The 25158-nt window shown below is 70.8% G+C and carries 35 protein-coding genes; 25 read left to right on the top strand and 10 right to left on the bottom strand.

The features are described from left to right. Positions 1–134 precede the first annotated feature (134 nt). The 5 genes from ACFVGY_RS30745 to ACFVGY_RS30725 form a co-directional block, all read right to left on the bottom strand. A complete protein-coding gene (locus tag ACFVGY_RS30745) occupies positions 135–293 on the bottom strand; it encodes a hypothetical protein (protein WP_385683445.1) in 159 nt (52 codons plus the stop codon). 68 nt (positions 294–361) lie between these two features. Beyond that, positions 362–2071, bottom strand: a complete 1710-nt coding sequence (gene tap / locus ACFVGY_RS30740; RefSeq protein ID WP_385683442.1) for a telomere-associated protein Tap — start codon at positions 2069–2071, stop codon at positions 362–364. Then, complete coding sequence (gene tpg, locus ACFVGY_RS30735; protein ID WP_385683464.1) at positions 2071–2625, bottom strand: telomere-protecting terminal protein Tpg; 555 nt, start codon at positions 2623–2625, stop codon at positions 2071–2073. Before tpg ends, tap begins: the two co-directional genes overlap by 1 nt. A gap of 17 nt (positions 2626–2642) precedes the next feature. After that, positions 2643–3587 carry a hypothetical protein gene (locus tag ACFVGY_RS30730; protein WP_385683440.1) on the bottom strand — a complete coding sequence of 315 codons (945 nt, stop codon included), beginning with the start codon at positions 3585–3587 and terminating at the stop codon, positions 2643–2645. 213 nt (positions 3588–3800) lie between these two features. Further along, a complete protein-coding gene (locus tag ACFVGY_RS30725) occupies positions 3801–4088 on the bottom strand; it encodes a helix-turn-helix domain-containing protein (protein ID WP_385683437.1) in 288 nt (95 codons plus the stop codon). Between the two features lie 174 nt (positions 4089–4262). On the opposite strand from ACFVGY_RS30725, the gene ACFVGY_RS30720 reads away from it, so the two are divergent. The 5 genes from ACFVGY_RS30720 to ACFVGY_RS30700 are packed head-to-tail and all read left to right on the top strand — an operon-like array spanning position 4263 to position 6176. Next, a complete protein-coding gene (locus ACFVGY_RS30720; RefSeq protein WP_385683434.1) occupies positions 4263–4547 on the top strand; it encodes a hypothetical protein in 285 nt (94 codons plus the stop codon). Between the two features lie 4 nt (positions 4548–4551). Then, complete coding sequence (locus ACFVGY_RS30715; RefSeq protein WP_385683432.1) at positions 4552–5400, top strand: hypothetical protein; 849 nt, start codon at positions 4552–4554, stop codon at positions 5398–5400. Between the two features lies 1 nt (position 5401). Continuing rightward, positions 5402–5587, top strand: a complete 186-nt coding sequence (locus tag ACFVGY_RS30710) for a hypothetical protein (protein WP_385683429.1) — start codon at positions 5402–5404, stop codon at positions 5585–5587. Then, positions 5584–5901, top strand: a complete 318-nt coding sequence (locus tag ACFVGY_RS30705; RefSeq protein ID WP_385683426.1) for a hypothetical protein — start codon at positions 5584–5586, stop codon at positions 5899–5901. Before ACFVGY_RS30710 ends, ACFVGY_RS30705 begins: the two co-directional genes overlap by 4 nt. Further along, positions 5898–6176 carry a type II toxin-antitoxin system RelE/ParE family toxin gene (locus ACFVGY_RS30700; protein ID WP_385683423.1) on the top strand — a complete coding sequence of 93 codons (279 nt, stop codon included), beginning with the start codon at positions 5898–5900 and terminating at the stop codon, positions 6174–6176. The genes ACFVGY_RS30705 and ACFVGY_RS30700 overlap by 4 nt, the downstream gene beginning before the upstream one ends. A gap of 69 nt (positions 6177–6245) precedes the next feature. Here the strand turns inward: ACFVGY_RS30700 and ACFVGY_RS30695 are convergent, their stop codons facing one another. After that, a complete protein-coding gene (locus ACFVGY_RS30695) occupies positions 6246–6917 on the bottom strand; it encodes a hypothetical protein (protein ID WP_385683420.1) in 672 nt (223 codons plus the stop codon). Between the two features lie 356 nt (positions 6918–7273). Further along, positions 7274–8065, bottom strand: coding sequence for a GntR family transcriptional regulator (locus ACFVGY_RS30690; RefSeq protein WP_385683417.1), 792 nt, complete (start codon positions 8063–8065; stop codon positions 7274–7276). A 228-nt stretch (positions 8066–8293) separates the two neighbouring features. Between ACFVGY_RS30690 and ACFVGY_RS30685 the strand changes: the two genes are divergently transcribed. From ACFVGY_RS30685 to ACFVGY_RS30610, 16 genes are all read left to right on the top strand, one after another. After that, complete coding sequence (locus ACFVGY_RS30685; protein WP_385683414.1) at positions 8294–8662, top strand: hypothetical protein; 369 nt, start codon at positions 8294–8296, stop codon at positions 8660–8662. Further along, positions 8659–8955: a hypothetical protein gene (locus ACFVGY_RS30680; RefSeq protein WP_385683411.1), complete on the top strand. Its 297-nt coding sequence runs from the start codon at positions 8659–8661 to the stop codon at positions 8953–8955. The genes ACFVGY_RS30685 and ACFVGY_RS30680 overlap by 4 nt, the downstream gene beginning before the upstream one ends. Then, positions 8952–9137 carry a hypothetical protein gene (locus tag ACFVGY_RS30675; RefSeq protein ID WP_385683408.1) on the top strand — a complete coding sequence of 62 codons (186 nt, stop codon included), beginning with the start codon at positions 8952–8954 and terminating at the stop codon, positions 9135–9137. The genes ACFVGY_RS30680 and ACFVGY_RS30675 overlap by 4 nt, the downstream gene beginning before the upstream one ends. Continuing rightward, positions 9134–9412 (top strand): hypothetical protein, encoded by a 279-nt coding sequence (locus ACFVGY_RS30670; protein WP_385683405.1) that lies wholly within the window; start codon positions 9134–9136, stop codon positions 9410–9412. Before ACFVGY_RS30675 ends, ACFVGY_RS30670 begins: the two co-directional genes overlap by 4 nt. Continuing rightward, on the top strand, positions 9409–10890 hold the full coding sequence (locus ACFVGY_RS30665) for a hypothetical protein (RefSeq protein ID WP_385683402.1): 1482 nt from the start codon (positions 9409–9411) through the stop codon (positions 10888–10890). Before ACFVGY_RS30670 ends, ACFVGY_RS30665 begins: the two co-directional genes overlap by 4 nt. Continuing rightward, complete coding sequence (locus tag ACFVGY_RS30660; protein WP_385683400.1) at positions 10887–11126, top strand: hypothetical protein; 240 nt, start codon at positions 10887–10889, stop codon at positions 11124–11126. Before ACFVGY_RS30665 ends, ACFVGY_RS30660 begins: the two co-directional genes overlap by 4 nt. Next, positions 11123–11437, top strand: coding sequence for a hypothetical protein (locus tag ACFVGY_RS30655; RefSeq protein ID WP_385683397.1), 315 nt, complete (start codon positions 11123–11125; stop codon positions 11435–11437). Before ACFVGY_RS30660 ends, ACFVGY_RS30655 begins: the two co-directional genes overlap by 4 nt. Positions 11438–11511: 74 nt before the next feature. Beyond that, complete coding sequence (locus tag ACFVGY_RS30650; protein ID WP_385683394.1) at positions 11512–13782, top strand: hypothetical protein; 2271 nt, start codon at positions 11512–11514, stop codon at positions 13780–13782. 221 nt (positions 13783–14003) lie between these two features. Then, the gene (locus ACFVGY_RS30645; protein ID WP_385683391.1) at positions 14004–14510 is read left to right on the top strand and encodes a hypothetical protein; all 507 of its coding nucleotides are present in this window, start codon (positions 14004–14006) and stop codon (positions 14508–14510) included. 11 nt (positions 14511–14521) lie between these two features. Next, positions 14522–15160, top strand: a complete 639-nt coding sequence (locus ACFVGY_RS30640) for a hypothetical protein (protein WP_385683388.1) — start codon at positions 14522–14524, stop codon at positions 15158–15160. Positions 15161–15344: 184 nt separating this feature from the next. After that, positions 15345–16547, top strand: a complete 1203-nt coding sequence (locus tag ACFVGY_RS30635) for a hypothetical protein (RefSeq protein ID WP_385683385.1) — start codon at positions 15345–15347, stop codon at positions 16545–16547. 64 nt (positions 16548–16611) lie between these two features. Beyond that, on the top strand, positions 16612–17049 hold the full coding sequence (locus ACFVGY_RS30630; RefSeq protein WP_385683383.1) for a hypothetical protein: 438 nt from the start codon (positions 16612–16614) through the stop codon (positions 17047–17049). A 127-nt stretch (positions 17050–17176) separates the two neighbouring features. Beyond that, entirely contained in the window at positions 17177–17647 is a 471-nt protein-coding gene (locus ACFVGY_RS30625) for a hypothetical protein (protein ID WP_385683380.1), read from the top strand. A gap of 53 nt (positions 17648–17700) precedes the next feature. Further along, a complete protein-coding gene (locus ACFVGY_RS30620; protein WP_385683377.1) occupies positions 17701–17841 on the top strand; it encodes a hypothetical protein in 141 nt (46 codons plus the stop codon). Between the two features lie 183 nt (positions 17842–18024). Continuing rightward, positions 18025–18414 carry an ATPase gene (locus tag ACFVGY_RS30615; protein ID WP_385683374.1) on the top strand — a complete coding sequence of 130 codons (390 nt, stop codon included), beginning with the start codon at positions 18025–18027 and terminating at the stop codon, positions 18412–18414. Between the two features lie 97 nt (positions 18415–18511). Further along, positions 18512–19054 (top strand): hypothetical protein, encoded by a 543-nt coding sequence (locus ACFVGY_RS30610; protein WP_385683371.1) that lies wholly within the window; start codon positions 18512–18514, stop codon positions 19052–19054. A 343-nt stretch (positions 19055–19397) separates the two neighbouring features. On the opposite strand, the gene ACFVGY_RS30605 is transcribed toward ACFVGY_RS30610, so the two are convergent. After that, complete coding sequence (locus ACFVGY_RS30605; RefSeq protein WP_385683369.1) at positions 19398–19940, bottom strand: GNAT family N-acetyltransferase; 543 nt, start codon at positions 19938–19940, stop codon at positions 19398–19400. Then, on the bottom strand, positions 19937–20938 hold the full coding sequence (locus ACFVGY_RS30600) for a hypothetical protein (protein ID WP_385683366.1): 1002 nt from the start codon (positions 20936–20938) through the stop codon (positions 19937–19939). Before ACFVGY_RS30600 ends, ACFVGY_RS30605 begins: the two co-directional genes overlap by 4 nt. Before the next feature lie 480 nt (positions 20939–21418). On the opposite strand from ACFVGY_RS30600, the gene ACFVGY_RS30595 reads away from it, so the two are divergent. From ACFVGY_RS30595 to ACFVGY_RS30585, 3 genes are all read left to right on the top strand, one after another. Continuing rightward, on the top strand, positions 21419–21598 hold the full coding sequence (locus ACFVGY_RS30595) for a hypothetical protein (RefSeq protein ID WP_385683363.1): 180 nt from the start codon (positions 21419–21421) through the stop codon (positions 21596–21598). Beyond that, positions 21595–21828, top strand: a complete 234-nt coding sequence (locus ACFVGY_RS30590; RefSeq protein ID WP_385683360.1) for a hypothetical protein — start codon at positions 21595–21597, stop codon at positions 21826–21828. The genes ACFVGY_RS30595 and ACFVGY_RS30590 overlap by 4 nt, the downstream gene beginning before the upstream one ends. A gap of 372 nt (positions 21829–22200) precedes the next feature. Then, on the top strand, positions 22201–23130 hold the full coding sequence (locus tag ACFVGY_RS30585) for a hypothetical protein (RefSeq protein ID WP_385683357.1): 930 nt from the start codon (positions 22201–22203) through the stop codon (positions 23128–23130). Here ACFVGY_RS30585 and hemC (ACFVGY_RS30580) read toward each other — a convergent pair. Further along, entirely contained in the window at positions 23117–24055 is a 939-nt protein-coding gene (hemC, locus tag ACFVGY_RS30580) for a hydroxymethylbilane synthase (RefSeq protein WP_385683354.1), read from the bottom strand. The genes ACFVGY_RS30585 and hemC (ACFVGY_RS30580) overlap by 14 nt on opposite strands. 94 nt (positions 24056–24149) lie before the next feature. Between hemC (ACFVGY_RS30580) and hemC (ACFVGY_RS30575) the strand changes: the two genes are divergently transcribed. Further along, a complete protein-coding gene (gene hemC, locus ACFVGY_RS30575; RefSeq protein WP_385683351.1) occupies positions 24150–25034 on the top strand; it encodes a hydroxymethylbilane synthase in 885 nt (294 codons plus the stop codon). Positions 25035–25158: the final 124 nt, after the last annotated feature.

The raw sequence follows: 25158 nt of genomic DNA, 5'->3' as shown, positions 1-25158 counted from the left end.
ATATAATTTAATACACATAAAATATGTAAATTTTTATTTGGTGTTTGGGGGTGCCGTGGGGGGGGCCCCCCGGGGCGTGGGGGGGGGCGCGGGCGCCCCCCCCCCCCCCCCTCCCCTATCTCATGCCCTGGAAGCTACGACCGCTTCGGCCCCCGAGGGGTGGACAGGAGACGGATGATCTCCTCCTCCGGGGAGCCCTTCCGCGCGTCCTGCACGATCCGCGCCGCCTCGTCAACGACAAAAATGACGGGGCGCGTGTCCTGGTCGGTCGTGTGGTCCTGGTGGTGAGTCATGGGGGCTTTCTCCGTTCGGTCGAGTGACTAGTTCGAGCGCCGCCGGCCGCGGCATCATGCCGCGGTGCTCACTCCTCGCGGCCCGCATCCTTCCCTTCCTTGATGAACCGCGCGGGATTCGCCTCCTTGGCGACCATCTCCCGGTACCAGTCCATCGAGCGAACGCCCTCCTGCTTGACGAACCCGGGATTCGGGCCGAGGCGGAAACCGCCCGGCAGCGGCGTTCCATCCGGCTTACGCGGCACCACCGCGCGGGCCGTCGGGTGGCCGGACGGGTAGATCACGCAGTCGGAGAGCACCGCGAGCGGGACAAGGCCGGTGGCCGCCCACGTCTTGGCCATCTTCCGGTGGGCGCCGACCCGGGCCGCGCTGATCACCGCCGCCCGGATGTCGGGCCGCCACGTCGGACGCTTGAGTGCCGGCCACGGGGCGAACTTCCCAGCCCGCTTGCCCTGGGGCCGCTCCCGCATCTTGCCGATGCCGCCCTTTGCGGTCTGCTTGATCGCGGACAGCAGCGCGACGGCCTCAGGGTCGCGCTCCTTGATCGTCGACATGGCCGCGAGGAACGCCTCCTCGTCCATGTCGGGCGTCACGCCGAGATCCGCGAGGGTGGCCATGTACGCATCCCGTAGCCGGTTGTGCCACAGGTCGAGGTACCCACCCGACTCCGGGCGCAGCCACGCGGCGGTGGGCTGGACGTCGATGCCGAGCTCGACGGCGTAGGCGAGAGTCTGCGTCGAGTACCAGGCCGGGCCCGTTGGCGCCTTGCCGGTCGGCGTGAACGGCGAGGGGAAGGTGTCCGGAAGGGGCATCCATTCCTTGGTGGCCAGGTGCTTGGTCCGCAACGTGACGCCGGACAGGTCGACCAGCCACGACCCGGGCACCTTTTTGTCGAACCGCGGGCCGTCGGTATAGACGGCCGGACCCATGCCGACGGTAAGGCGGTTCGCCGCCGCCAGGAACGCCACGTTGAGATCAAGGCCGACGACATAGGGCGCGCCGGTCTCGTGCTCGGTCGGCTCCCGGTACCAGGCGAGGGCCTCCTCGTTGAGGACGTGCGCCGAACTTTTAGCCTCCTCGCGCGTCCGCTCGGCGGCGAGGGGGTGCTCGTCGGGCGCCTCGGGCGGCGCGGGGTCGACCGGCTCCGAGAGAGACCCGGGCACCGGGACCCGCCGCATCCGGCGCGTCCCCTGGTCGAAGATCAGACGGGTTCGAGGACGTACGGACTCCATCAGGGTGAGGCTGCACCCGGCGGTCGAGCCGGTCGGGCTCACGACCCGCTCGGCGTAGAGGCCGAGGGTGTATGCGAGCGCCGACGGGTCGACGGCGACGACATCCATGTCGCCCCACCGCATGTGCTCGCCGAACGCACCCCACGGCACCACGGCGATACGGACCTCGTCGCGGCCCCGGTACAGGAACGTCCAGGCGCCCAGACCCGCCCGCGACATGGTCCACCCCGCCTCTTCCACACCCTTGACGGCCGGGTGATCGTCCGGCACGCGCAGCCTCTTACGGTCGTCGAGCTGCACCGGGAGGCCGAGGGCCTCGACCGCGGACTCGGTGAGGACCAGGAGCGGCGCGGAGTCCTCGCCGAACTCCGACAGCTTCGGGGCGCCCAGGCCGTACGCGAGGGCCCACTCGGCGGCGGACGGCAGGTCGACGACGGCCGCCGGGACGTCGAACCGCTGGACGTCCGGCCGGTGGGCGACGAGGGAACCCGAAGGAGCGTCGAGGACCAGGAGCGGCGCGGTGTAGGTGGTCTCAGACATGGTCATCACCGGTAGTCCAGTTCGATGTAATCAATGTCGGTGAACTCGACGTCGAGCCCGCGCACACCCTCGGTGTCCGGCTCGCGGAAGTACTCTCGGGCGAGGCCCTCGGCGACGAGCTTCCGGGCCTCGTCCTCGTCGCCGTTGCGCAGCGCTTCGAAGATCCCGGGGATCAAGTCGTCGGGGACGTCCTCGGTGAGGCGCCGCATCCGGGCATCGTCCGTCGTCTCGCCGGCGGCGGTGAATCCGAACCGCGCCCGCGTCTCGACGTAGAGTCCGCGCTCCTTGGCCTCGGCCTCGGCCTTGGCCCGTACGCGCGGCTGGTGGTCCTTGGACACTTCCTGGGTGAGGCGGTCGAGAACCTCAGGCTTGCTCTTGCTGATGTCCCGCTCGCCCTTGACGTACCGCTGCACCGTGCGGCGCGTGACGCCGAGACGCTCCGCCACCTTGGCGGTGTCGCCCTTTTCCTTGCGCATCAAGGCGTTGAAACGGCCTTTGATCGTCTTGGGGATGTCGCGGGTCTGGAACCGCGACTTCATGGCGTCGATGACCTTTCCCATACTGTGCACGGCTCCTCTCAGGCGATCTTGAATACGCGGGCGTCGGGCTGGATCACGGCGAGCTCGGGCCGCAGGCAGACGCCGCCGCCGCAGAGCACACGGCCGGGCATCTTGGTCTTGAACGGGGTGTCGCAGATCGGACAGTCGACCTGCCGTTCCGCCACCTCGCCCCGGGCCACCTGGCGGGCCGGTACGACGTACTCCGTCGGGAGCTTTTGCAGCAGCTTCGACAGGTAGCCGCCGGGGTTGTACGCCTGCCGGTTCTCGGACGCGTCCAGCGCCCGGAGGAGGGCCTCCTCCGGCCACCCGTTCCGCAGGCACCACGTCACCGACTTGACCGCGTTCGAGCGCGCATCCTCGGTGTAGCCGACGAACCAGCGGACACGCTCGATGACCCGGGCCGCCACCGCCGGCGCCTCGTCCCACGCGGCCCCGACGAGCTTGGGCGCGGTGAGCCCACTCATGAGGGTGAAGCGGTCCGGCTTGCGGCCGTAGTTCTTTCCGTCCTCCCCCGTCACCGGCACCGCGCGGAACGCGACGAGGTCCGCGGCGATCAGGTGCGCCCGGTGCCGCTCGGCCGTCCGCTTCGAAACTCCCGCGGCTGCGGCGAGCTCATCCCAGTGGATTTGCCCCTCCCAGCCGAACGCGGCGAGGGCTACCAGGCACTTGGCGCACGTCGGGTCGGGTGCCACGATGGCCGCCGCCCACTGCTGGGCCCCCGGCAGCAGCGGCTGACCGATTCCGCCGACGAGCGGCGTACGGCGGTCCGCGTCGATCCGGCCCTTCGCGAACAGGTGGCCCAGGTGATCCTGAGTGGCGCGCTTCTTGAGGCCGACCACCTTTCCGATCTCCACCGTGGTGAGCCACGTCTCGGGGGCGGCGATCTGGTGATCTTCGAGTGCCGCAAAAACGCGGCGGCAATTTTCGCAGTTGTCCGGGTTGATGTCCCGATGTGGTGCCACGAATGAGCCTTTCCGGCCTCCGCGGTGTAGCGCCCGGCGTCGCGTGGCACAATCGCAGTAGACCTAGAGCAGGGTCATGCGGAGAGCCTCATCGGGCGGGAGCTGGTAACTCCCGACACACCCCCGATGGGGCTTTCCGCATGATTGGAGCCGAACTAGGGGTAAACCCCGCCGCACGTGCGATGGTGCGGATACCGCCTGTGACCGGGCGTTCTAGACCGTGAACACCTCTTGGGTGCCGCCGACCGTCTGCGCCAACCGGACGTGCGGCAACTTGCTAACCGCGTGCGACGGACCGGCCACAAGATCCGGAACCGGAACGCCGTAGTGCTTGGACAACAGGTCGAGATCACCGAAGGACCACGCCGCCCGCCCGTTCTGCTTCCGGCTGAGCTGACCCTGAGTGATCCGGAGACCCTCGGCCAATCGCGTCTGGTTCTCGCCGCACGCCCGCATCAGGGCGGCCACCGTCACCCGGAGCGTCGACTCGGTCGAACTCATGGTGCTAGCGAACTTCCCCATATGCTTCGCCCCCACAGTTTGTGAGCTGGACTCATAACGACTGATAGATCGGTGCGGTGGTTAAGGGCCCCGATCACCGAACACTCTTCCACGGTCGCAGTCCAACTGCAAGTGTTGCTTGCAGCGTATCTGCGAACGTGTCATCCTCACCCCATGACTACCGACATCCTCGACACGCTCCGCAAGAAGGCCGAACGGTCCAAGGAACAGGCCGAGAAGGACAACGCGGCACTACTCGCGGAGGCCGTAGCCCAGGCCATCACCTCAGACGAATACGGACACCTGTCCGCGGTCGCCCGGAAGGCCGGCATTGCCGCCCAGTACCTTCGGGACCTCGTAGAGAAGCAGCACCCCGGATGGCTCGCCGAAGCCGCCGACAACCGCAAGGCGCGCAAGGAAGCGGCGGCCAAGGGCAAGAGCTCGCGAGCTGCGGCCTGACGCCATGACCGAGTGGGTCGACTGGAGTCTCTCCCTCCTAGGCGGCGCCGCCGCCCTCGGAACTGCATGGGCGGCGCTCCACTCCTACGGACGCGGCGAGTTCGGCAGAGCGCTTCGGGCGCTCGCCCTCGGCGGCCTCGCAACGGCCGCCCTCATGTGGCCCAGAGAGATCGCCGATCTCGTTCTCGGCACCGACGCCCCGACGCGATCCACACCCAGCGACGACCCCACCGAGGGCGGGGCCCTCGTGCCGGCCTGGGTGCTCTGGACGGCCCTCGGCCTCGGAGCAACCGCAGCCGTCGCCGTCCCGGCTGCCACACTCGGCAATCGGCACCGTCGCCGAACGGCCACACTCCGCGAGCGCGCCACCGCCCAGCTCAGCCGCCGACAGGCCATCGAGGCCGACCACGACGAGGTCACCCAGGCATACGGCGAATACGTCTGCGACGTCCTCGCCTTCCTCGACCGCCCGACGCTCGATGACGTCACCGTCCCCCAGACCGCCGCACTTCTGCACGCCATGGATGCCGCCAGCGACGCCCGCAGGGGGGACGACCTCGCCGCTTACCGGGCGGCCGTGAGCGCCCTCAAAATTGCCTGGCGGGCCGCAGACGAACACGCCCGCAAGACCGGCACCCGGCACGTTCCCCACCCGGAACGCGCCGCAGTCGCCAAGGCCCGCGGCCTCCTCGAAATCGCACTCGACGAGAGCGGCGGAGAACATGAGCGACAGGCCGCGTACATCAAGGCGCGCGCCCTCCTCGACGGGGTTCTCGTCATCCCCCGACAGGCCGCGGCCGAGCTCGAAACCCGTAACCGCCTCACCCTCACTGCCAAGGCAGAAGGAGCCTGATATGACGCAGGAGAGCCGCCCCAACGCCACCGGACACCCGCTGATCGCGGGCACGGCGAGCCAGGGCAAGACCCCGGCCGCCGACGTGTACCGCGCCCAACTGGAAGCCACGGGCGCGCAGTACGAGGAGACGACCGACCCCGAGAGCGGCGCCGTCCACTTCCGCGTGAGGAGGGCCGAGGCGTGAGCGCAGCACCCGCCGAGCCGCCGCTCGACCCGTTCCACACTTATCCCGCCGGCGGCCCACGCACGGTCACCCAACTGCGCGCCGCCCTCGCCGCGGCCAGTTCCGCAGACCGCGAGGCTTTCGAGGCTGCCCTCGGCGAGCTGGACCTCGACGACCCGGAGGCGTACGCCACCCTCGTCCGTACTTGGCGGCACCGGCTCGTCATGCGGACTAACCCCACGATCCTTGCTGCTGTTGCCGCGAGCGCCGACCCGGCCGCCCCCCGGTGGACGTCTGCCGACATCCTCGACGCCCCCCAGGAGCTCGGCCGGTGACCGCCGGCTCCTCCTCCTGGTCCGTCGTCTACAGCGACACCGGCCGGGCCGCTCTCGCCACGGCGACCCCCGACGAACGGGCCGCCGTCCTCAAGTTCGAGGCCCGGCTCGCCGACGCCCCGCACCACCTCGGCGAGCTCTACCCCGACCGCGTCGGCGGCCTCTACACCGCCCTACTCACCGTCGGCGGCCGTCCCGCGTGGACGAGCGTCCTCTACCGCATCGACGATGCCCGCCGCGAGGTGCTCGTCGTGGCCCTGGTGTCCGGCCCCTGAGGTACGCGCAGAGGCCCCGCCCCGAAGTCGTTCCCGGGGCGGGGCCTCTTGCTGTGCGTCGCCGCGGGACTAGTTCGCCACCTCAGCGAGCGGGGACCGCCGCCCCTTCCCGGCGGCACGCAGCGCGGGCCAATCGACCTCGGGATGAGCGGCGGGCAGAGCATCGACATCGGCCACCCGGTACATGGGCACGTTGACCGCCCCGGCCCTGCTGGTTCCGAACTGAACCTCCCGCCACTCGGCCGGTGTGATCCACTTCAGGCGCACCATGTGATCCCAGTCGGAACGTCGAACGCCGAGGCGAGCCGCGGCCTGATCCGGGCCGAGCGGTGAGGCGCCCGCGACGAGTTCGGCCAGATCCGGGCGGGCGCAGACCTCCGCCACCTGGGACGGGTGGACGAGGGAGCCGTCAGGGTTGGCCGACAGCTCGGTGAGCAACCCGGCCGCCGTGAAGCGGCGCACGACGAACGCGGTGACAGCCGAGGGCTCGCCGGGAACGTTCGGCGTACCGAGGGCCTCGGCGATCCGGTCCGCGGCCTGCCGGCCGGACAGCGGATCACTGGGCATCCCTGCCTCGACGGCGCCCCGGTCCATCGCCTCGACCGCCGCCCGGGACCATGCCGGTCCGGCACAGTCCGGCCGGGGCACGATCCCCGCGTGCACGGCCCAGCGGAACGCCGTGATCGCCACGCGAAGCCGCCCAGCGGCCTGCCTCTCGTCGTACTCGGTAAGTCGTGCCATGGGGTGATCGACCTCTCTCTCGGTGCGCCTGAGTGGCTGGATGGAAACGTGACAGAGCGGTATAGACCCGTCAAGTCAGCCTGAAACGGGTCGAGTTGGGCGCACACCATCAGGCTGCGCCCGCGTACGCGAGGGGGGAATCACCCGTTCGGACGGCGGGGGGTGGCGCTGGGGAACGCAAGAGCGCCCGACCCCTTCCGGGGCCGGGCGCTCGTCCTGCGGACGGGTTGGTGATCAGTCGAGCGATGCCGCGTGGCGCGCCGCCCCCATCGACGTTGCCGCAGCCGGCGGAAAGGCCGTGTCCGGAAATCCGGACATCAAGGGGCGCAAGGCTCTTGGGCCTCCCGAGCGCTCGGTCACGAACTGGAGCCGCGGCCCCTGCGGGGTGCACGGACCTGGAGGGGGAGGGGGGAGTACACCAGTTGCAGCCGGTCGGACGCGCCCGTGACCCGGACGAGCTCGATTGCCCGGCCGGTGCGGTCCTTCGTGACGCGGTCGATCACCAGGACCGACACCCGCGCTCCTATGACCAACTGGGCGGCCTGCTGTGGTGTCGGCTCCTCGGCGGTCACGTACTCGTCGGCCGAGGCTGGTAGGAGACCGGCGGCGAGGAGGGCGGCGAGGACTCCGCCCGTGATCTTTTCGGGCCGGTCGAGGTTCGCCGCTTGGGCGACGTCGAGGGGGTACCACGCTTCTTGCAGGGCGACGACGTCCGAGCCGATCAGTGCGCGGCGCCGGCGGCGAACCGCCGGGGCGCCGGGGTCGAGTTCCAGGAGCTCGGCGACATCGGCGGGAGCGTCGAGCGTCTCCGCGGCCGGGGTGGCGACTTCCATCCGCCCGTCTAGGCCCTGTTCGGCGGTGGCGGCCTCCCAGGGGCCCCGGGTCCCGCCGGGGTCGAGGACGCGCTCGAACCGATTCAGCGGCACCCGCACACGGCTGCGGTCGCGCACCACCGTTCCGTGGCCGCGGCGAGAGGTCACCAGCCCCTTAGCCTCAAGCTCCTGATAGGCACGGCTCACGGTCGCCTTTGCCCCCGCGCCGGCCGCCACCTGATCAAGGATCTGCGGCAAGGGGTCTCCGGGCTGATACACCCCCTCGTTGATCTCGCGTTCGAGCCTGTCGGCCAACGCTTGCCACTTACCGGCCATGCCTCCCACTTCCTCCCGTCGGGTGTATTCAGTACAGCACATTCCTAGGAATGGTTGACAGTGGTTCCGCAGAGTGTCATGGTCTTACCAGCCGCCCCATTCCTAGGAATGGCGGAGGCGGAAAGTGCGGCCCGCTGCCCAAAAGGGCGCGGCCCCATGCGTCTAGTCCACGCAAAGGGGCCGCTAAGCGGGCTCGACTCACCAGCCTGAAACAGGGAGTTGATCCGCGTGAGCACCACCATGCCCGAATCCGGTCCGATTCCGCGAATCGCCACGGCCGCCCGCTTCCTCGACGAGTCGGCGCGGCTGGACGTCTCCGCCGTGATCGGCCTCGACGTCGACCTCGTCACCGGTCACGAGTACAAGATCGCCGACGACCTGAGCGACGCCGACCACGCCGCGGCCCTCTTCGCCGCGTTCGAGGACGAGGCCGCCCGGGTCGCCGCCCTCGTCGACATGATCGACGCCGGGTTCGTGAACGTCCCGCAGGCGTACGGCCGCCTCCTCGTCCTCGCCGACGAGATGGAGCGCGCCGACAACGCCGACGGCTACCAGCTCGACGAGACCGACGAGGTCCTCCGGGGGTGGGCCGCGTGACGATCACCCGCCACACCGCCGCCCGCGCGCTGCGCGCCCTCCTCGGCTACGCCGACCAGCTGCACCCCGCCGCCCTCCTGGTCCTGGTCCTCGTCCTCGCGGGCCTTGCCCAGGCCGCCGCCCCCTTCGTCGTGACCCTGTTCGCTGCCCTGGTGACCCTGGTCAAGGCCGGGGCGTTCGTCGCCGGGGCCCTGATCCTGGGCCGCCTCGCCGTCCGCCTCGCCGCGATGGTCCGCAGCATCCCCGCCGCACCGCCGGCGCCCGCAATCCCGACGCCCCGCCCGGCCCCGTGACCGCCGCAGCGTGCGCCCTGGTCCGCGACGTCTCCCCCGAGACCCTCGCCCGCCACGGGTTCACCGACCCGGCCACCGCCCACCAGGCCGCCCGATGCGCCGCCCTGTGGGCCGCCGAGAACCACCGCCGCCGCGCCCGCGCCGCCCTCGACCGCCACGCCGACGAGGAGACCCCCCGATGAGCACCACCGCCCGCCACATCCTGAGCGGCTCCGCCGCCGGACTCGTCGCCGCCGTCCACCACATCGCCACCTCGACCGCCGTCCTCGTCGGCGTTGTCGGATGGGCCGCCGTCTCCTACCTCGACGGCCAGACGACCGAGTTCGTCATCGCCGCCGCCCTCGGCTCCCTCCTGTGCGTCGAGTGGCTGCGCGCCGAGTTCTTCGGCGCCTCGTTCGCCGCCTGCCCCCTTTGCGCCCTGGCCCGCCGAGGCGCCCGTAAGGAGATCAACAAGTGAGCGCCGCACAGCCGTCGGCATCGTGGGCCGAACAGTCCGCGAACGCCGACAAGATCCGCACGGAGGCGGAGATCGCCGCCGCCCAGGCCGAGGCCGAGCGAAAGCGCCGCGAGGCCCTCGACGCCCCGAAGATCGCCAAGGCCCAGGCCGAGGCCGACCGCATCGAGCGCGAGGCCGCCCAGGAGGCCGAGGACGAGCGCAAGGCCCGCGCCGCCCGACAGGCCGAGGACGCCGCCGAGGAGCTGCGCAAGGTCGAGTCCGCCGAACGAGACGAGAAGGCCGCAACCGCCGTCCGCTGGTTCGCCATCGCGTGCTTCCTGTTCGCGATGCCGTTGCAGCTCCTCGCGTTCTGGGAGCCGTCCCGCCCGTTCATGCTCCTGGGCCCCCTCATTCTGGAGTCGGGCGCCTGGGTGATGATGCGGCAGGCCGAGGCCGCTATCGCAGCCCGCCGCATGGTCTGGCACTACCTCGTCGGCGCCGGTCTCGCCGCGGCCGTCGCCGCTGGGGTGAACGTCTGGCACGGCAGGTCGCACACCGACATCGGTCTCGACTTCGGTCTCGTCGGCGCGTTCTGCTCGATCGCGGGTCCGGCGGTGTGGGCGGTGCACGAGTTCGGCGCCCGGTCCAAGGCCGCCAAGGCGACTCGCGCTGAGCGGAAGATCGCTGAGGCTGCCGCCCGCAAGGCCGAGGCCGAGCTCGCCGCCCGACGGGCCGAGTTTGAGCACCGCCGCAAGGCCGAGGCCGAGCGGCGCGAGGAGTCCGACCGCAAGGCACGCGAGGCAGTCGAGGTCGAGGCCGCGAAGATCGCCGCACAGGACGCCCAGCGCTCCCACCTCTTCCCCGAGGCGTGGGAGAAGTACGAGCAGATCATCGCCGCGCACCCCCTCGGCTCGATCCTCCGTGACAAGGCGTGGGCCGACGCTCGCCGCGCCGTCGCCCATGCCGAGGTATGGACGCGGTACGAACACCTCTCCTCCGCCGCCCCCGCCGGCGTGAAGCCGGGCGCCCTGTGGGAGACCGCATGGCGCAGCGTTCACGCCCTCCCTGTGGGGCAGACCGTCGAGACCCTCGCCGCCGAACTCGCAGCCCGGCAGGCCGTCGAGGACGTCCTCGCCGCCGCCGAACGTACCCCCGACAGGCTCGCCGTCGACTACCTCCTCGACGAGATTTTCCCGCCCTCCGACGGCGACGAAAACGGCGGCGCGAGCGGCCGTGGGAAGGGCAACGGTGGACCCTCCGGAGGGGCCGGAGCCCTTGGGCGGAAAGGGAACCACCCTTCTGGCCGCACCGCTCCCAAGGTGCCTGACAAGCCCCTCGACGAGGCCGACCTCGCCAAGGTTCGTGACCTCGCCGACGCCCTCAAGGACGTCACGAAACTGTCTCTCTCCAACGTCCGCGCGGCTGTTGGCGGCGGCTCGAACGAGTACCTGACTCGCCTCCGCGACCACGTCAAGGCCGAAAGGAAGAACACCCCGTGAGCGCCAAGAGCCACACCCCGCCGCGCCTGCTGATTCCCGCTGGATTCGGGTTCTCGTACATGACGATCCGCCTCGTCCCCGAGAACGGATGGGGCCCGGCCGCCGTCGTCGGCCTCCTCGTCCTCGTCCTGATCCTCTGGGGCCCGGCCGCCCTCAAGTGGGCGTGCAAGGACCTCGCCGTGCGCAGGGCCGCCAAGAAGAAGGCCGAAGCGGAGAAGAAGGAGAGCGGCAAGTGACGACCCACCGCAACCTGTACCGGCTCGCCGCCGGCGAGCTCGCCCAGATGGCCGACGCCGAGTCCGCCGGGGATCACCACCACCTTGCCAAGGCGTCCGCCGAGCTCGGCCTCGTCTACCTCAAGTTCGAGACGGCCGACTTCGCCAACGTCCACGTCGGCAGGGCGTGGGAGGCCGCCGAGCAGGCCCGCGAAAACCTGATGTACGGGGACGCGATCGGGGTCACCTCCGACACCTCCCGGGCCCGGCTTCACCTCGCGCTCGCCGAGCTGGACGCCGCCGACCTCCCGGCCCCCGCCTCCTCCCGCTGAATACGCGCTCGCCCCCTGAACTACGCCCGGCCGCTTCCCCCGGCGGCCGGGCGCCCCCGAAAGGAAGCCCTCGCATGTCCACCACCAGCACCGAGTACGGCGAGCGCGAAGCCCAGTACATCGACCTCGCCGCCTACCAGGACCCCGAGACCCTCGACCGCCTCGAACTCCTCGCCCGCGCGGCCCGTGAGACCGTCCGCACCACCCCCGCCGGCATCGCGGACCTGTCCACCGGAACGGTGCGGCTGGACAAGGTCGACGAGGCCCCCGCCGACCAGCTCGGCGACGAGGCCGGGGTCCTTGAGGTCCTCGACGAGCGCGAGGGCTGGAACCTCCGCCGCCTCGTCCCCGAGTCCCTCACCGACATGGGCGTCTGGCGCCAGCGTCGCGCCGAGTGGGTCAACGCCTCCGCCTATCACGCGCTGCGCTCGCCGGTCTACCTGTGGCGCGCGGCGAACGTCGCCGCCCTCGGCGCGCGGGTCGGCATCCGCGACGCCTGGTCCTACCTGTTCGCCACCGAGTACGGGCAGATCACCGACAAGGTTCGGCGGACCAAGGCAGGCCCGGAGCACATCGCCGACCTTCGCGCCGATCGCCGCAAGGAAGCGCGGGCCCGCCGGCGGGAGCCCCTCACCGTCTACAGCCTCACCGGGTGCAGCACCTACCTGGGCGCCGTCCTGGCCATGGGGGAGACGTGGGGATGGGTCATGGCCTCCCCGATCCTGCTGCCGGTGTTCGGCATCCTCTACGCCCTCGGCCGCCGCGAGATGATCCGCCGCGAGCCCGACGGCACGTTCACCATCGCCGACGCCGTCGACTTCACCGGGGCCGGTGTCCTCACCGACGACGGCCTCAACAAGGCTCTGCGGGCCCGCAACGTCGGCATCCTCAAGGATGACGAGAGCGTGACCATCATCGGGTTCATTGCCCGCGAGCCGGGCGACAAGGCGAGCGTCGTACGGTTCGAGCTCCCGCGGGAGTCGGGCAAGACCGCCGCCGAGGTCGCGGCGAAGCGTAAGGCCCTCGCCGCCGCCCTCGCCGTCGACTCGATCCAGCTCTCCATCCGCCAGGACGGACACGAGGGCTGCGTCTACATGCGCGTGGCCGACGCCCACCCCTTCGGCGGTGACCCTGTCGCCTCCCCGCTGGCCACCGCGGAGGAGTGGGATATCTGGAACGGCGCCCCGACGTTCGTGGACGAGACCGGCCGCATCACCGCTATCGAGCTCCTGTTCTTCGGCCTCCTGGTCGGCGCCATGCCGCGGCAGGGCAAGACCTTCACGGCTCGCGCGGCTGCGGCTGCGGCCGTCCTCGACGCCACGTGCCGGGTGATCGTCGCCGACGGCAAGGGCGGCAAGGACTGGGCGGCGACGGCCCTCCTCGCCGAGGCGTACGTCCGGGGCGTCACCGAGCCCGCGGTCCGCCGCCTGACCCACGTCCTCGAAGACCTCGTCAAGGAGATGGAGGCGGCATACGACGCCCTGTTCGAGCTTCCCGACGAGGTCTGCCCCGAGGGCAAGCTCACGCCCGAAATCGTGCGGGACCACAAGGTGTACCCGCTCGTCCTGATCATCGACGAGCTTCAGCGCTACCTCGAAAACCAGGGCAAGGAGAACGAGGACGACAAACTCACGTACGGCAAGCGGATCGAGGACGCCCTCGAAACCCTCGCCAAGGTGGGCCCCGCGGCGGGCCTGATCCTGATTCTCGCCTCGCAGAAGCCGACCGGCGACGCCGTCCCGAGCGCCATCCGTGACGCAATTCCGCAGCGCATCGCCCACCTGTGCGCCACGTACCAGATGAGCGACTCGATTCTCGGCACCGGTTCGAGCGCGAGCGGCTGGAACGCCAAGGAACTCGCCCCCGCGTTCAAGGGCATGGGCATTCACGCCGACGAGACCGGCCTCCGCTTCATCCGCTCCCTGCTGATCAACCTTCCCACCTTCCGCGCCATCTGCGAGCGCGGCCGGGCGCTGCGCATCGCGGCCGGCACGCTCGCCGGGGAGGCCGCGGGGCAGTCCGGGCGGGCCGCGCGCGTCGGCGGCATCCTCGCCGACCTCCTCGCGGTGTTCGAGGACAGGAGCCTTCCCGAGCGTCTGGCCACCGCCGACATCCTCGACGGCCTCGCCCAGCTCGACCCGTCGACCTGGGCGCCCGCCGCCCTGGGGGTGGGGGAGGAGGACCGGGCCGCCTACGTCCAGACCGGCGGGACCGAGCTGCGGAAGGCGATTGACGCGGCCCTCGACGGAACCGGCCGGAGCCTCGCCTCCCGAGGCTGGTCGAAGGGCGGCCGGGCGAACGGCTTCTACCTCGACGACCTCCGCACGGCCGCCGGGATTGTGTAGGTATGCACCCCGGTACGGGGTCCGTACGGGTCGGAACGTCCCAGGTCAGCGCCCGGTACGCCCTCCGTACAGACCCCGCCCCGGCCGGTACGCCGAACCCGCCCCGCGGGCCCCGTACCGGCCCCGTACGGGCCTCTGACCTGCGCTAACCCGACTCGAACCGGCCCATCCCGACACCTCAAACCCGCACAAAACGATCACGACCAGGAGCGCGGACGATCATGGAAAATAACGCCCACCGCTACGCAGAGGCCCCCGTCGTCTACCGCCCCGAGCCGATGCCCGTCCACCCGGCCGAGGCCCTCCCGTTCCTCTCTCCGGTCCCGGTCCCGGGCGCCGTCGAGGCCCGCACCGCCGACGGCCGCACCGTGTGGGTGTACGCCACCGTCCCCGCCGGCGCCGAGCCCGCGGCCCCCGCCGCGGCGCCCAGCACCGTCCCGGCCTGGGCCAAGACCACCGCCCTCCTGATGACCGCCGCCTCGGCCTCGCTCGCCCTCGCCGCCTACGCGCTCCAGGTGTTCGCCGAGGCCGCCGCCGCCCTCGCCGCCGCCCTGGTCATCCTCGCCAAGATCGCGTTCGTTCTTGCCCTCGTCGTCGCCCTGGTGGCCGCCGTCGTCAAGAGCCGCAGGCCCGGCGGAGCGCAGACCGCCACGGCCACCGCCACGGCCACCGCCGGACTGTTCGGCCGCGCCAAGGCCACCGCAACCGCCACCATCACCACTCGATAGGAGCCCCCCGAATGACTGCGCTCAAGGTCCGCAAACTCACCGTGGCAGGCGTCGCGGTTCGGTGCCCGAGCCGCGGAAGCGGCAACGTCCCGCGCGAGCTCACGCTCATCCCCTCGGGCGGCACCATCAACGCGACGTGCGGAGAGATGCACCCCGATGCCTCGGGCAAGCGCCGCAGCCGGGCGCAGTGCTTCTTTCAGGTCGAGAACCTGACGACGGCACACCTCAACACCCTTTCCCAGGCCGAGGAGGGCAAGCCGTTCCGGCTGACCCTCAAGGCCGGGAACATCGAGGGCTTTCTCGTCGCCAAGGGCACGGCCGCGGCGCAGTCCCCGGCCGCCCGCGCCGCCGCCGCCGCTGCCGCGAAGTCCGGCAAGGCCGCCCCCGCCGGACCGGCCAAGCCTGCCGGGCGTGCCACCGGCGGCGCCATGGCCGCGGCCTTCGGCGCCGTCGCCGCGGTGGCGGGCGCGGTCGGCCAAGTCGCGGGAGCCGCCGGACAGGTGGCCACCGCCGGCGCCTCGGCCATCGAGTCGACGGCGAGCCTGGGCCGCGAGGGAATCGGCGCGGCCCGCGACGGAATCCGCGAGGCCGGGGCGTACGGCGAGCGGCGCCATGAGCGCAAGATGCGCGGCGGCGACACGGAGGAGTAGCTCCCGGTGCAGCGCCCCCGAGGGGCCCGCCCTGCGGACTCCTCGGGGGCGCCGTCGCATGCAGGCCCCTCGGGAGGCGTAGGGGTGAGTTTCAGTTCAACTCACAGTTGCACTTGCAGTAAAACTGCATCTTGTGTCAGGGTTGGGGCACGCAAGAACCGAACGGGAAACGGAGCAACACCGCATGTCTGAACACGACTTCAAGGCCGGAACGGTCTGGGCCTACACCAAGACGAATCTCCACCTCGCCCACGCCTTCGACGCCGACGGGTACGCGCTCTGCAACCGCCGCATCCGCCCCCGCGCCGGCGGCCACTTCTCCACCCGCGAGACGATCGAGGCCCGGCCCGTGTCGCTGGCTCACGACCAGTGCGTGAAGAAGATGGCGGAGCGCGCCGAGGCCGAGCGACTGGCCGCGGCCTCCCCGCTCGCCGCCGCCGTCGTGCAGCTCGTCGAGACCGTCGAGGCCGCCGACGCCACCCGGACCGCGCAGGCCGCGCCCGCCGAGCCCCGCATCGTTGAGGGCGTCGTCGTCGACCACAACGGCACCGCCAAGGGAAGCCGCCCGAGCCACATCACGCACCCGGACGTCGCCGCCGCCCGCGAGGCCCTCCGCCCGCTGCGCCCCGCCACCGTCACCGAACACACCGAGATCACCGACCCCGACGAGGCAGACCCGACCGTGCGCGGATACCTCGTCGAGCCCCGCGGGGGCGGCCGGATCGCCGCGTACTGGATCGAGTCCGGCCTCATCACCAGCCGCAAGGACAAGTGGAACGGCGTCTGTGTCGAGATCCTGGCCGACGCGTTCGCCAATGCCGGGTGGAAGGTCGAGCCCCACAGCCTGAGGGCCGTATTCGCATGGCGGCCCGACACGAACACCACGGCCCAGACCGAGGCGCCGCCGACCCCGCCGGCGTCGGCCCCCCGGTTCCCGTCCGGCTCCCGCGTCGTCTGCGGTGACGGACGGGAACGCACCGTCGAGGGCTTGACGCACCGAGCGAACGAGCCCGCTCGCGTCGTCGTCGCCGGGGGCGCCGAGTGGATCGCCGCCGACTGCACCCCCGCTCCGACATGCCGTCACCGGATCGCCGCCCGGCCCGACGTCACCGGTGACCCGATCAAGGAGTGCACCCGCTCGCGAGGGTGGGCACGGGGCGCGGGCGTGTTCACCGACGAGGGGTGTGTCGAGGCGTACGACTGCGCGGTTGAGGCCGCCAATCGGGCCGCCGAACTCGACGCCGAACTCAACGCCGAGGAAGACACCCCCGCCGAGGAGCCGGTCCACACCTGGGCGCTGACGTGCCCCGACCACGCCGAACAGCCCGCCGGGTCCTGCGAGGAATGCACCACTGACCCGGCGCCCGTGCACGCCGGTACCGCCTGATCATCCACCCCGCCCGCCGGGGTCTCAGCTGAGGCCCCGGCGGCACCCCAAGGGAAGGAAACTGATGGAACTCCCGCGCATGACCGAGGTCACCACTACCGACATCCCCCTCGATGACCGGACCCGCGTCCGCCTGCGCATCCAGCTCACCGCGTTCACCGCGCTCCGCCTGATCGCTCCTCTCACCGTCGGCCTCTCCACGGCCTCCGTTGCGGACGCCCTCATGAGCGATAACGGGTCCGCCGCGCTACGCCTGGTGTTCCTCGTTCTCGTTGGCATCCTCGCTGCTGGCGCCTACGTCGAGGCCCTCAGCACGTGGGAGGAGGAGGTCGAGGAGCGCCTTACCGGTCAGTTGCACGGCGGACGCAAGTGGACCTGCACTGCATGCGGAACCTCGATCCAAGCGGACTGGTGGACCCACGCCACCGCCCGGCAGGCACATGCCCTGCTGTCCAACCCGATCGCCCACGGCTGCCCCCGCGGCCGCGAGCTCGACGCCTGACCAAACCAGCAAGGAAGCCCGACCGGGGGCGTCCGCACGACGGCACACCCCGGGCGCCCAGCAGTGGGGCCCCGGGGCGCAGTGCCCCGCAAACCAGCACCCAGACGACCCAAACAACGGAGGACGCATGTTCCGCAGGGACAAGACCACGCCGACCCCGAGCACGCCCACGCCGGAGCCGGAAGCTATCGCGATCAACCTGGACGAGCTTGCCGCACTGGAACGGGCATTACTTGAAGCGGATCGGCTGCGTCGTCAGTGGCTGGGGAGCGCCCCGTACTACGGCCCGATGCTGATCACCGTCCACGACGTGACCGCACTGCTGTACCAGCGCGCCGGCGCCGCGTCCGTCGTTCAGCCCGACCCGCAGCGCGCCCACCTTCCCCTCTACCGCCACGAGATCAAGTGGCTCACGGACGCGATCACGAGCATGGAACGGCACTTCGCCCGTGACCGACAGCTGTCCGAGGCGCGGCAACTGCACAACCGCTTCAACGCACTGTGGGGGCAGGCGCGCGCCATCACTCACATGGGCGGTGTGCCCGTCTTTGCCCCTGAGTCCGCACAGGCGCGCGTGATCCCATCCCGCGAGAGCTGACAGAACCTGCCCCGGAAGCGCCGGCGTGCGGCATTCTCTACATGCTTGGCGCGTTGATCACCGATCCCAGCGGAATTCTCTTGGAAGGCGATGCCGCCGAGGCCCTCGATGAGGCCGCCGCATGCGCCACCGACTACCCCGCCCAGCGCATTGCCCAGGCCCGCACGCTCCTCGCGGCCCCGACCACCCTGTGACTCATGGCGTCGGGGGCGGCCGCCCCCCCCCCCCCCCCCCCCCCCCCCCCGGACTTCCGCCCCGCGCCCCCGCGGCCCCCCCCCCCCCCACGTAGTGTCGGGGCGCGGCGCCGCCCCCCCCCCCCCGGCGGCCCCCCCCCCGCCGCAGCACTTGCCCACCACACCCGACACAAAGGGAGCACCATGCACCACGACGTCCGGATCATCTCGTTCGGCTACCTGCACGGCCCGGCTCCGGAGGCGAACATCACCCTTGACCTGCGCACACACTTCCGTGACCCGAACGTCGACTCGAAGTTGAAGCACCTCACCGCCCGCGACGAGGCCGTACGCCGGGCCGTACGCAGCACCGAGGGAATTCGCGAGATGACCGAGGCCGCCGCCGACATGGTCGAGGCGTTCCTCAACGGCCCGGCCGGAGAACACCCCGTCACGGTCGCAGTCGGCTGCGCCGGCGGACGCCACCGCGCCGCCTCCGTGGCCCTGGACCTCGCGCACGAACTCGACAACGGCCGCGGTCTGGTCGTCACCGTCCTGCATCGCGACATCCTCCTCGATGTCGTCGACCGATGAGCCGCTGACCGCAGCGCCGAACCCCCCGACCCGAAAGGCCGAGGAGTTCGGCGCTGCGGCATGGGAAGCTCTACCGAGACCGAAGGGGGAGCACACCATGACGAAGACCCAGAACCGTAGGACCGCAGGCGGCCTTGTAGGCGGTGCCGTGGTGTGCGCCCTCCTCACCCTTACCACCGACTCTTCATTCCCTGCCGTCGCGGCCGGCGGGATGCTCGTCGGCGCGCTCATGACCTACCGCCGGACCCTCACGCCGCGCCCCTACTGGTACTGGCCTGCGTGGCTGACTGGCGCGGCCGTGGCGCTCCTCCTGGTCCCGGCCGGCGGGGAAGCGGCCCGCCTGCTGCTCCTGCCGCTCGCCGTGGTGGAGACCATCGTCGGCGGCGTGCTGTTCTTCCTGTGGCGCCGCCGCCGCCACGGCCGTGGTGACTGGATTGTGTGGCTTCCGGAGACTGGCGTCGTCCTGCGCCGGGAGTGGAACCGTAAGGCGGCGATCTACTGGGCAGAGACAGAGAGACACGGCACCCGGCCCGCGATCAGTCCCCTGGACGAGTTTCCCGAGGTTGTCGACGCCGTGCCGCTTTACCCCTATCGCGACCGGCCGGGCATCGCGACCCGTCGTCTCGGCGATTCGGGCTAGTGCTGTGACCGCAAACGTTCACCGGGTAGGGACGTCGTCCCAATCGGGCTCCAGGGAGTGTCCGGCCTCTGTACGGTCAGTTCATGGAGATTAAGTGCCCTCGCTGCCATGGCCCCTTGATCGACGGAGATGACCAGGGTGGCGCGTCCCGCGCCACGGTAGACCGGGATATCGATGTGTGCGGCGCATGCTGCGTTGACGAAGCAGTCAGGCAGGCACTCGGACAAGGCGTCATCTGCGTGTCTATGTGGCCGGTAGGCCAGAAACGCATGACGTGGGACGACGTCCCAACCCGGTGAATGTTTGCGGTCACAGCATTAGCCCTGTGCATCAACGCCACGGCCTACCGTCGCACTGATCGTCCCATGCATACCAGCCACGGCGATTCCGGCGACGGCTGCACGACCCCGATCTCCTCGTACCCCCACCCCGCGTACAGGCGCATCACTTTCCCGTCGCCGGCCGCGGGGTTCACCATCAGCGTCGCGTGCGTCTCCGGTCGTCCGGCGAGCAAGGCGTCATGCATCTGCCGGGACACACCTATGCCACGCCATGCAGGCACGACCCCAATCTCCTTCACGGCGAGCGCATCACGGGAGGTGAACCGGCCCGGGACCGGGGAGTTCATCCGCTTCCACCACCGATCTCCCGGGCTGACCGTGTTGCCGTACGCGTACCCGACTGCGGCGCCGTCCGGCGCGTGCGCCACGACAGCCGCGAATCCGGGCTCGATGCCGTGTCGGTCGAGGCGTTCGAGGAAGGTGTCGAGGCGGTAGTTCGGGTGGTCGAGGAGGTCGGCACGAACCTGCGCATACAGATCGCCGATCACCTGCCGCAGCCTGGGCGTGAAGTCTGTGTGCCGGCGCATCATGGCGGCAGCGGTCATCGCGTATGTCCCTTCATGGTGGCGGCGAACTCCCACCACACGTCTGTGTGAGAGCTGCACGGGGAGAGTTCGGCGAGGCGGCGCCCGAAAATGTCGAGCATGCCGACCACACGAGGGTGGGCGGTGGCCGCATCGGCAGAGACCCGCATGGCGGTGGCGACAGCCGCCTCCACTTCGTGTTGTTCGAGCTGCGCCCTTGCCAGGCGGGCCGTGGTGATTGCCCGCGACCGATGCATGTGCGGACGCAGGCCGGCCAAGCACCGGTGCCCGTGAGCCTCGGCAGTCGCCCAGTCCCCGAGAGCCAGGTACGCGGACAAGGCGAGGGAGTCGAGTTCGGCGCGGTCGTAAAAGGCGGTCATCCACACGGGCCGCACATCGCCGCGGTTGGCGCGCTCCATCGCTTCCTCGGCTTGGCCGAATGCCCGCCGGACCGCTTTGCGCTCGTTCGCCGCCGCGTGGATCGCCGCATGCCGAGCCAGGCCGAGCGAGGCAAACAGCGGATCTCGGCGGACGAGCCCTAGCGAGCGGGCAACATCGTTGGCCGCTGCTGCCTCTGCGGGACGACCTTGGTGCCGGAACATCGTTCCTGCGTGCGACCAGATCCGGAACTTGATCGCCTGGTCCCCGGACAGCTCGGCAAGCTGGCACGCCTCCCGCCAGTGGTTACGTGCGTCTCCGAAGCGGCGGCCGTCGATGGCCGCCCACATAGCCGATGAGCGGAACGAGGCCGCCGTCGCATACAGGTTCGCCCGTACGCGCTGTGACGCCCCGCCCGACCCCTGCAATCTGAGCGCCTCCTCGGCGAGGCGGGCCGCCTCCTGTTCGATGCTCGGTTGCCCGCCGTGCCGGTGGTCCGAGGCGATGATGTCGGTGAATCGCTGATGCAGCCGCGCCACGTCGGACATCCCGACCCGGGGCGCGGCCGGAGCGAGGGGGGTGGGGCCGGCCACAGCAGCCGCCACAGCGGTCATCCCGTTCACGAAATTGCGGCGCTTCATCGGGTGCTCCTGATGGGGGGTGGGGGCCGTGAGGTGGCCCCGGCGCACGAACCCTAGGTCGGTCGCAGGTAGGCCGGAGATGAGTTCGAGGGCGTGGAGCTGGGCCCCCTTGGGGCACCGGACGCGGCCTGACCTCCATGCACGAATATTGGAGTCGTCAAGGCCGCCAACGCGTCCGGTCAGCTCGCCGACCCCACGATTGACCAGGTCAGCGAGCTCTCGGGAACTGAGCCCCTGTGTTGCCATCCACGCCTCTAACGCGAGGTTTCGCCGCGTGTCCATCGCCACACCGTAGAGCGACACCCGAAGCCGCCGCAGGTAAACGACAGGCCAAATCGCCCTAGGGTGCTCCCTGCGTCCGGCGCCTGATCGCCCTACCTCCCGACCCGACCGCGGGCGTTCAGTGGTAGCACCCCCTCGCGGGGCCCGGCACGGGCCGGGCCCCGGCCCCCGACTGGCCTGCGTCGGAAGGAGGACGCGGTGACCCGCGCCCACAACACGCATCACCACCCGCTCCCCGCTCCCCCGGAAGGACCGTCCGACGAGCTCGCCGACCGAGCCGCCGACGGCTTTGGCCGCTTCCTGGCCCGGTGGGATGGCCTCGACCCGGATCCGAGCGACGAGCGGCCGGCCGACAGCACGAGGACGGGGGAGCGGTGACCATGGCCACGCGCTCGCGCCGCTGCCCGTACGCCGTCGGCGACACCGTGACCGGCACCACCTATGCCGAAAACCGAGGCGAGGTCCCACAACAGTTCACGGGCAAGGTCGTACAGATCGGTTCCGGATGGGCTGGTGTCGACGCCGATCAGGCATACCTGTGGGCACGCCTCGCGACCGGCCGCGAAGTGAAGGCCCTCATAAAGGACTGCGCCAGGGCGGCCGGGTGACCGGGCCTTGCGTACGGACGCGGCCTCTGGTGTCCCGAGCCGACTTGCTGAGCGGGGCCATGGCCGTCCTGTGGGCAGCCAGCCACGTTGTGGCTGTCCTACTCCTTTCCCACACCGGACAGACCGGGATGTCTGCCGACACCGTCAGCCCGGAGCCACCAGCCGCGACATGCCTCAACCCCGACCATAGTCACGCCAACACCAGCGGCCGGGCCTGCCGGTGTGGAGACCGCACTCCCCCAGGACCACCGGCCCCGGACCCCATGCCCAACGGCGGGGCAGGCCACCCGACCGCCTCGCGGCCCGGACGACACTGACCGTCCGGATCCAGGCCGCGGGGACTACACAACCGTTCACCGATGGAGGACCACTATGCCGACGCACCGCCCAGCTGTACGCCACTTCCTCACCGGCCCCGTCCTGACTCCGGCCGATCTCACGATGGTGTTCCTGATGCGCGAGGACGACGACACCGCCGACAGGCCCATGCCCACCTTCACCCTCGCCGACATCCCCCCCACCACCAGCGCGTTAACCGACGCGGGGGTGAAGGCGGTGAAGGTGTTCGCCGGTTCCCGCCTCCGCGACGCCCGCGCCTCCCAGGCCGCTTCCCCCACCGGCCTCATGGCCCGCACCATCCGTGCCATCAAGAAGACCCGACCCGACACCGCCGTCATGACCGAAACCTGTGTGTGCTCGCACAACGACTCCGGGGAGTGCTGGCTCGCCGACTCCGCCGGCCGCATGGACATGGACGCGACCACCGAAGTCCTCGCCGCCCAGGCCGTCACCCAGGCCGACGCCGGGGCCGACATCGTCGGACCGGCCGCGATGATTCCCGGCAGCATCCGCGCCGTCCGCGCCGCCCTCAATGCGGCCGGACACCAGGACGTGGCGATCATGCCCCACCTGATCTACGACTCCGCGCTCTACGAGGGCTACCGCGCCACCATGGGCGCCACCCCTCGATCCGGCCGCCGCGTCTTCCAGCTCGACCCCAGCCGGCCCGAACAGGCCGTGAATGCTGCTGCCGACATGGTGTCCGAGGGCGCTGACATGATCCTCACCGAACCCGCCCTTCACACGGTGGACACCCTTGTGGCGCTCAAGGCCAAGTTGACCGTGCCCGTGCTGCCGTTCAGCGTCTCGGGGGAATACCTGCGGCTGACCGACCCGCGCCCGGACGGCGGCCGTGATGTCCGCGGCCTGGTGGAGGCGTACACCGCACTCAAGCGGTCCGGTGCCGACGGCGTGATCACGTACGGCGCCTTGACCATCGCCCGCCAGCTCAGGACGCCCTGAACCGCTCCAGGATGCGCACGGCCCCTCGCGCGACGAGCTCCCCCGCTAGGTGGGCGCCCAGTTTCTCCGGGGCGTCCACCGGCCCCTGTCCGGCCGCCGTGACCTGGTCGGCGCCGTCGACGGACGTCACGGCCGCGGACAGGTGTAGCAGCCCGTCAGCCTCCACGCGCGCCCACGCCCCCACCGGAACGGAACAGCCGCCATGCAGCTCCGCCAGCAGGGACCGCTCTGCCCGCGCCGCCGCATCCACACCCACGTCACCAGTGCCGGCCAGCAGCTCGGCCGCCCGGGACCCAATGCGCACCTGGATCCCGAGCGCACCCTGACCGGGGGACGGCAGGAAGGTAGCCGGGTTGAGGACCTCCCGCTCTCCTGCGGGGGGCATGAGGCCGAGCCGGTTCAGTCCGGCCGCCGCCAGAACCACCGCATGCATCCCCGACCGGCCCGCCCGCCGCAACCGTGTCGGCACGTTCCCGCGGATGGGCACGACCGTCACATCCGGCCGCAGGTGCCGAAGTTGCGCCATTCGCCGTGGCGCCCCCGTGCCGACGATCGCCCCTCGCGGCAGGGTTGCCAGGCTCGCCCCGCACAGCACGTCCCGTACGTCCTCCCGAGGCCCCGGCGAGCGCAGCAGGACCGTTCCGTCTGCGACGGTGGTCGGCAGGTCTTTAAGGGAGTGCACGATTACGTCCACCTCCCCAGCCAGGAGCGCGGCCTCCTGGTCGGAGGAGAACGCCGATCCGCCGGTGGTCCTCGCGACCTCCGCCAGGGTGGATGTGACCCGGTCGCGGTCCCCGCCCTCCGTCAGCAACCGCCGCTTGAACACCACCCCCGGCAGCATGGGCCGGACCTGCTCTAACCACTCCCGAGCTTGGGTCTTTGCCAGCGCGCTAGCCCGCGATCCCACCACGACCACGTCACCCATCTGCCAACTCCGTCCACACGCAGGGTTGTTGGCAAGACATTCTAAGCGGAACAAAACAGATCAGATACCGACAGAACGTCACCAAAGGAGAACCATGGCCCCCCTCCGATTCGGCGCCCGCGCATCGCTCATGTCCCTCAAGCAGAGCACCTCGATCCTCGCGGCTCTCGCACCTACCTCCACCACGCTCCATCCCTTTCACGGCGAAGGTGGTGACCGCAGCGCGGACCGGGCCACCCTCGAATCCGACGGCGTGTTCTCCGACCAAATCGAATCCGCCCTCCTCGCGGGACACATCGACGTCGCGATCCACTGCCTCAAGGACGTCCGTACTCACGACACCCCCGGCCTCTGCCTCAGCGCTTACCTGCCCCGCGATGACACCCGCGACTGCCTCGTCACCCGACACCGGGGTGCCACCCTCGACACCCTCCCCGCCGGCGCCACCATCGCCACCGCATCAGTCCGCCGGGCCGCTGCTGTCCGTGCCCACCGCCCCGACCTCACCGTCACCCCGTTACGAGGCCCTGTTCACGAACGCCTCCGCCTCCTCGACGACCCCGCCGGCCCTGACGCCCTCATTGTTGCTACCTGTTCCATGGAGCGCCTCGGCCTCGCCGAACGGATCGCGGAGCGCATCCACCACAACGTGATCTGCCCGCCTCTGGGCGCCGCGATCATCGCCCTTCAGACCCGCACCGACGACACCTCCACCCGCGAACAGATCGCACACCTCAATCACCCGGCCACTGCCACCGAAGCCGACACGGAGCGGCTCCTCCTGGCCTCCCTCGGCGGCTACTGCAACGCACCCTTGGCCGGCACTTGCACCACCCGCCCCACCCCACACGGCCCCCTCTACACCGTCCGGGCCTGCCGGTTCACACCGGACGGAACCAGCCTCGCCGACTTCCGCCGCACCGGCACCGACCCCCTCGCTACCGCTCGCACGGTCGCCCGCAAAATGGCCGACGCCTGACTCTGCCAGCTGCCACACGTGAGGCCCCGCCATCGGGTGCGGGGCCTCAGCCATGCCCTCCCCCAGACTGGCTGATCCCGTGCGCCGACACCCTCGACTACACGGGGTTGAGCAGGGAAACCGC

Origin of the sequence: Streptomyces sp. NPDC127106 (assembly GCF_042677605.1) — a bacterium.
Lineage (GTDB): Bacteria > Actinomycetota > Actinomycetes > Streptomycetales > Streptomycetaceae > Streptomyces.
The sequence above is the reverse complement of the archived record's forward strand: the minus strand, read 5'-3'. Positions and strand labels throughout refer to the sequence as shown.